Genomic DNA, 6692 nt, shown 5'->3' with positions numbered 1-6692 from the left:
TTCTTTGCGCCTTTTGTTTTTTTAGACCTAGTAAAGACAAAATGAAAAATTAACTTAGAGTAACTAACATTGAAATATGAATATTGACGTAGCACTTTTAAAACAGATTTGTGAAATAGCTGGAGCTCCGGGATTTGAAAAAAGAGTTCGTGACTTGGTTGTTGATTTGGTGACTCCAATTGCAGATGAGGTCAAGACTGATAATTTGGGGAATGTAATTGCCATCAAGCGAGGTAAAAACAATCCTGATGGCAAAAGAGTCATGGTTGCCGCCCACATGGATGAGATTGGTTTTATCGTTACACATATTGATGATAACGGATTTTTGCGTTTCCATACTTTGGGGGGATTTGATCCCAAAACCTTGACTGCCCAACGTGTCATTGTTCATGGAAAAAAGGATTTGGTAGGAGTGATGGGCTCCAAACCTATCCATGTCATGAGTCCTGAGGAGAGACAAAAATTACCTAAGACTACAGATTTCTTTATCGATTTGGGGATGCCTAAGTCGGAAGTGGAAAAATATATTTCTATCGGAGATCCTGTTACGCGTGATAGAGAATTGATAGAAATGGGAGATTGTGTCAATTGTAAATCAATAGACAATCGGGTGGCAGTATTCATCTTGATTGAAGCGTTGAAAAAGTTGGAAAATCCTCCATACGATGTGTATGCGACATTTACCGTGCAAGAAGAAGTAGGCATTCGTGGAGCAAATGTAGCTGCCCATAGCATAAATCCTGATTTTGGAATCGCCTTGGATACTACCATTGCTTTTGATGTGCCTGGGGCTCAGCCACATGAAAAAGTTACCGAATTAGGAAAAGGAACCGCCATCAAGATCATGGATGCAAGTACCATTTGTGATTATAGAATGGTGGAGTTTATGAAGCAAACAGCTAATGAAGCTGATATCACTTGGCAACCAGAAATTTTGACTGCTGGTGGGACTGATACAGCTGGAGTTCAGAGAATGGGGAAACAAGGTGCAATAGCAGGAGCTATTTCTATCCCAACCCGACACCTTCATCAAGTGATTGAAATGGCTCACAAAAAAGATATTGCCGATTCGATTTCACTTCTTGTAGCCTGTTTGGAACAAGTTGATAAATTTGATTGGAAACATTAAATGAGATTGAAAGCCCTGAAACATATTCAGGGTTTTTTTGTTTCTTTTATTCCTATTACCTTTTTAGTATGTCTTTTTTAAATCCTCTCTCCAGCTTATTCGGAACAACCTCAAAGATTGAAATCGAGCCATTTTTGGCTATTTCCAATGGGAAAGAGGTCTTTGTCAAAGGGAGAGTAATCACCTTGCAAAAGCAAAGTTTACCCAAAGCCAAAAACAATTCCCTGTCAAATATTTGGGCGGCAATTCGAAGGTATTCTGTGACTAGCATCCAGGGAATTCAAGTTATTGTTTCCTCTAGTGGGAAGGAATCGAAGGTAATGACTGATCAAGACGGGGTTTTTGAATGTCTTTTACCTTATGATGGGGAAAGGAATGTCAATTTTCGGATTGATTCAAAAAAAGATAAATACCAAGCCGGTCCTGCCCAGCTAAGAATTGATTTGATAGAAGCCAGCCATGGATTGATTTCAGATATCGATGATACGATTTTGATTTCCCATGCTACGGAGGTTGGGAAAAAGTTTTGGCTTTCCATTTCCAAAAACGCCTATACACGGAGGCCCTTTCCCGGTGTTTCCGAATTTTATCATCGATTGAAAGTGGATGGAGGCAATGAAGTGTTTTATGTCTCTAGCAGCGATTGGTCTTTGTTCGACTTGATACAGGATTTTTTGAAGTATAGGAATATCCCCATTGGTCCAATTTTGCTCAAAGACAAACACATCAATCTCAAAAATATCTGGAAATCAGGTGGAGGGAGCCATCATCATAAATCTGAGAAAATCCGTTTTCTATTGGATTTTTTTCCTGAGATGAAATTCATTCTTATAGGCGATAGTGGCCAGCATGATCCGGAGATTTATTCGGAGATCAAACAGGAGTTTTCCCAAAGGATAAAAGCTGTATTTATCAGGCAAGTTGATAAAAAATCAGCCGATATCCCCGGACGTCAACAAATGAAAGGTGAGCTTGGCTTTCATTTTGTCCAATCAACTGAAGAAGCTATAAAAATAGCAGAGTCATTAAATCTATTCCATCCATGAGTAAACAAGCATTATTAGTGTATAATCCCAAATCAGGGGATGAGCATATCCCTGTTGAGGAATTGAGGGAGCGAATTTTATTGAATCTGAAAGGGTTTGATTTAGTGGTGTTTGAAACGACTGGGGAAAATGATTCCCAAAAGATCCAAGAAAAGTTACAGGAGGTTGAACCGGAATTGGTTCTTACCGGAGGAGGAGATGGTACAGTGAAAATTGTAGCGGAAGTATTACCACAAGAAATAACATTGGCAATATTACCCATGGGATCAGCCAATGGATTGGCCAAATGTCTTGGGATTGACCTGCTTGAAGATGGCTTGGAAGCGCTTCGCTATTTGAAGACAAGTCCAATTGATGGAGTTGAAATCAATGGCGAGCTTTGCCTCCATCTTTCGGATTTCGGCTTGAATGCTGATATGATTCACCAATTCGAAGAAGAGGGGACACGTGGGATGTTTGGTTATATCAAAAGCTCTATGAAGCAGATTTTTAAAGCTGAACCTCAACCTTTCAGGATTAAATCAGGGGGTCAGGTTTGGGAAACGAAATCCAGAATGCTTTTGGTTGCCAATGGAGACCGCTACGGAACAGGTGCTATCATCAATCCGAAGGGGAAAATGAATGATGGAAAATTTGAAGTGGTAGCCCATGATGTCGAAACCTGGGAGGACTTTCTGAAAATGACCAAAAGTATGGTGGATGGGGTAGTTCCTGAAGGAAATACAGTTCAAACATGGTCTTTTGAGTCTTGTGAAATTGAAAACCTGAATCATGTGAATTTTCAGATCGATGGGGAATTAAAAGGGAAGCCGGATAAAATTTCAGTAAAAATCCTTCCTGGACGGTTTAAAATGGTGGTTAGTAAAAATGAACTCAACCGCTGATCTTATTTTTTCTTCATGGGAAAAATGATTTGCCTATTTTCCTTTTTTAAAAATTGACCTATGAAGAAAAGTAACCTATTGCCGATTATTTGTTCTGTTTTGATTTTTCAATCCTGTCAGAAAAAAGAAGTCGAAAATCAAGAAGTAGCATCAGAGCCTGTTCAAGAAGAATGGGTTGAATTATTCAACGGAAAAGACCTCACCGGATGGACTCCCAAGATCCATCATCATGAAACCGGCGACAATTATGCCAATACATTTCGGGTTGTGGATGGTGTCATCGAAGTGAATTACGATGGGTATGACAAGTTTGAGAATAGATTTGGACACTTGTTTTATGAAAAGCCATTTTCCTCTTATCAGCTGACTTGGATGTATAGGTTTACAGATGAGTTTATGGAAGATGCACCAAGCTATACATTTAGGAACTCTGGTGTCATGTTCCATTCACAGGCCCCTGAGACAATTTTGAAAGAGCAAGATTGGCCGATTTCTGTGGAGTGGCAAATGTATGCTGAAGAGGAAGAAGGAGTGCCTAGACCCACAGGGAATATGTGTTCTCCGGGAACAGATGTAGTGTTTGAAGGAAAAATCGATCCGAGACATTGCATCAATGCAACTGGCCCTACATTCAAGTGGGATGAATGGGTAAAAGCTGATCTGATCGTTTATGAAGATTCCATTGTGCATCATTTGGTCAATGGAGATACAGTGTTGACATATAAGTTTCCACAAATTGGTGGTGGAACTGCCAATCGGTTTGATCCTGCCATCAAAGTGGATGGCACTCCCTTGAAATCTGGCTATATCGCGCTGCAAAGTGAAGGGCAGGGAGTTTTGTTTAAGGAGATAAAGATTAAAGAATTGAAATAAAAAAAAACCGAAGCTGAAAGGCTTCGGTTTTTTGCTTTTAAGTAATTATTTACCCCAATTTTGAAAGGCTTTCTTCCAAAGCTTTGATTTTTGCTTCAGCATCTGCCTGCTTTTTCTTTTCATTTTCCACAACCTGAGCAGGAGCCCCTACTACAAATCGCTCATTGCTCAACTTCTTCATCACTGAGTTCAAGAAGCCTCTGGTATAATCTAGTTCCTTTTGAATATTGGCTTTTTCCTCTTCGATATCGATAGATTCACCCATTGGAACGAAGCATTCATCAGATTTCACCACAAAGCTCATGGCATTTTCTACTTTCTCTGCGAAAGCAAGATTGGATAGGTTCGCCAACTTGTATAATACTGCTTCGAATCTGCTATAAAGCTCAGGGTTTTTGGCATTGATGGTCAATTCCAACGATTCTTTTGGAGACATTCCTTTGGACGCTCTTAGATTTCTCACCTGTGAAACAACCTCAAATACTTGAGCTGCTTCTTCGATAATGGTTGTATCAAAAGAGATTGATTCAGGCCATGCCGCCAAGATCAAAGATTCTTCCACACTTCTTTCTTTGATCTGATGCCAGATTTCTTCGGAAAGGAAAGGCATAAATGGATGTAAAATCTTCAAAATAGCTTCGAAGAATTTGATCGTCTTGTCATAGGTCGCCTGATCAATTGGCTGCTGGTAAGCAGGCTTAATCATTTCTAGGTACCAAGAGCAGAAGTCATCCCAAACCAACTTATATGTTGACATCAATGCATCAGAAATCCTGAATTTCTCGAAGTGATCATTGATTTCTGATAGCGCTTGTTGGAATCTGTTTTCAAACCATTCCAAACTTGCCGCATTTGCAGATCCATCCAAGCTAGGGTCGATTTCCCATCCCTTTACCAGTCGAAAAGCATTCCAGATTTTGTTGGAGAAATTACGTCCTTGCTCAACCAATTTTTCATCGAATGGTAAGTCATTTCCAGCAGGAGAGGAGAATAGCATCCCCGTTCTCACACCGTCAGCACCATATTGGGCCATCAAGTCCAATGGATCAGGGGAGTTTCCCAAAGATTTGGACATTTTTCTACCCAATTTATCACGAACGATCCCAGTCAAATAGACATTTTTGAAAGGTTTCTCACCCATGTATTCGTATCCTGCAATGATCATTCGAGCTACCCAGAAGAAAAGAATCTCAGGAGCAGTCACCAAATCATTGGTAGGATAGTAATACTTTAATTCCTCATTGGGCTGACCTGTTGTAAATACATCCGTGTCAAAAACAGAAATCGGCCACAACCACGAGCTGAACCAGGTATCCAATACATCCTCGTCTTGCGTCAGATCTTCCAAAGTATAAGAAGCATCATGCTTCTCTTTGGCAATTTCCAAGGCTTCTTCTTTGGTCTTTGCAACTACAAATTCCCCATTTGGAAGATAGAATGCCGGAATTTGATGTCCCCACCAAAGCTGACGGGAGATACACCAATCTCGTACATTTTCCATCCACGCGCGGTACATGTTCTTGAACTTTGGCGGATGCAATTGGATCACATCTTCCATCACAGAACTTAAAGCAGGCTTCGTAATGTCCTCCATTTTTAGGAACCATTGCAAAGAAAGCTTCGGCTCTATTACCGCATCCGTTCTTTCAGAATGACCCACATTGGATTTGTAGTCTTCTATTTTATCCAATTGACCGATTTGGTCAATCAATTTTCCGATTTTCTTACGTGCTACAAAACGATCTTCTCCGATCAGAATTTGAGCTTTTTCATTCAAAGTACCGTCATCATTCAGGATGTCTATTACTTCCAGCTTATGCTTGATCCCCAATTCATAATCGTTGATATCATGGGCTGGGGTTACTTTTAGACAGCCGGTACCAAACTCCATATCGACATACTCATCTTCAATGATAGGGATTGCTCGATTGATCAATGGAACAATTGCTTTTTTGCCTTTGAGATGGGTGAATCGAGGATCATTTGGATTGACACAGATCGCGACATCGGCCATGATTGTTTCTGGTCGAGTTGTAGCGATAGTCAAGAACTCATTCTCAGTTCCTTCGATTTTGTATTTGATGTAGTACAGCTTTGAAGCTACTTCCTTAGTGATTACTTCATCATCGGAAAGGGCTGTTTTTCCTTTCGGATCCCAGTTGACCATTCTTACACCACGGTAGATTTTGCCTTTGTTGTACAAGTCAACGAAAACAGAAATCACTGCATCGCTCAATCCAGGGTCCATGGTGAAGGAGGTCCTGTCCCAATCGCAAGAAGCACCCAGTTTTTTCAGCTGCTCCAATATGATTCCACCATACTTTTCTTTCCATTCCCAAGCGTATGTCAAGAATTCATCCCGAGTCAAGGATTTCTTGTCGATTCCCTTGTCTTTAAGCATAGCAACGACTTTGGCTTCAGTAGCGATGGAAGCATGGTCTGTTCCAGGAACCCAGCAAGCGTTTTTGCCTTGCATTCTAGCTCTTCTCACCAAAACATCCTGAATGGTATTGTTGAGCATATGTCCCATGTGAAGGACGCCTGTGACGTTTGGTGGAGGAATTACAATGGTGTATGGTTCCTTTTCAGGGTCAACTTTGGAGGAGAAAAGTTTATGCTCCATCCAGTAGGCGTACCATTTGGCTTCAGCTGCTGCAGGGTCGTATTTGCTGGCAATCGTAGACATGTGCTCTGGTGATTTTAATGAAGGTGCAAAAGTACAAGAAAAAGAGGAAAAGGCATTGGAAAAAGGGTGAGGAA

Annotated in this window: 5 protein-coding genes; 4 read left to right on the top strand and 1 reads right to left on the bottom strand. The window is 40.7% G+C overall.

All coding sequences use genetic code 11. The annotated features are described in order from the left end of the window. The first annotated feature begins 76 nt into the window (after positions 1-76). The 4 genes from O0V13_RS17995 to O0V13_RS17980 all read left to right on the top strand — a co-directional run bounded on the left by O0V13_RS17995 (position 77) and on the right by O0V13_RS17980 (position 3932). Positions 77-1129, top strand: a complete 1053-nt coding sequence (locus tag O0V13_RS17995) for a M42 family metallopeptidase (protein ID WP_268036377.1) — start codon at positions 77-79, stop codon at positions 1127-1129. 68 nt (positions 1130-1197) lie between these two features. Further along, positions 1198-2175: a phosphatase domain-containing protein gene (locus O0V13_RS17990; RefSeq protein ID WP_268036376.1), complete on the top strand. Its 978-nt coding sequence runs from the start codon at positions 1198-1200 to the stop codon at positions 2173-2175. Next, positions 2172-3059 (top strand): diacylglycerol/lipid kinase family protein, encoded by an 888-nt coding sequence (locus O0V13_RS17985; RefSeq protein WP_268036375.1) that lies wholly within the window; start codon positions 2172-2174, stop codon positions 3057-3059. The genes O0V13_RS17990 and O0V13_RS17985 overlap by 4 nt, the downstream gene beginning before the upstream one ends. A gap of 60 nt (positions 3060-3119) precedes the next feature. Beyond that, positions 3120-3932, top strand: a complete 813-nt coding sequence (locus O0V13_RS17980; protein WP_268036374.1) for a 3-keto-disaccharide hydrolase — start codon at positions 3120-3122, stop codon at positions 3930-3932. 49 nt (positions 3933-3981) lie between these two features. Here O0V13_RS17980 and O0V13_RS17975 read toward each other — a convergent pair whose 3' ends face one another. Beyond that, the gene (locus O0V13_RS17975; protein ID WP_268036373.1) at positions 3982-6618 is read right to left on the bottom strand and encodes a valine--tRNA ligase; all 2637 of its coding nucleotides are present in this window, start codon (positions 6616-6618) and stop codon (positions 3982-3984) included. Between the last annotated feature and the right edge of the window lie 74 nt (positions 6619-6692).

It is taken from the genome of Algoriphagus sp. PAP.12, assembly GCF_026652115.1.
Taxonomy (GTDB): domain Bacteria; phylum Bacteroidota; class Bacteroidia; order Cytophagales; family Cyclobacteriaceae; genus Algoriphagus.
This window is presented reverse-complemented; position numbering and strand designations above follow the sequence as displayed.

Coding starts and splice junctions, on each gene's coding strand:
- O0V13_RS17995 (WP_268036377.1), top strand. CDS start 77: ATGAATATTGACGTAGCACTTTTAAAACAGATTTGTGAAATAGCTGGA.
- O0V13_RS17990 (WP_268036376.1), top strand. CDS start 1,198: ATGTCTTTTTTAAATCCTCTCTCCAGCTTATTCGGAACAACCTCAAAG.
- O0V13_RS17985 (WP_268036375.1), top strand. CDS start 2,172: ATGAGTAAACAAGCATTATTAGTGTATAATCCCAAATCAGGGGATGAG.
- O0V13_RS17980 (WP_268036374.1), top strand. CDS start 3,120: ATGAAGAAAAGTAACCTATTGCCGATTATTTGTTCTGTTTTGATTTTT.
- O0V13_RS17975 (WP_268036373.1), bottom strand. CDS start 6,618: ATGTCTACGATTGCCAGCAAATACGACCCTGCAGCAGCTGAAGCCAAA.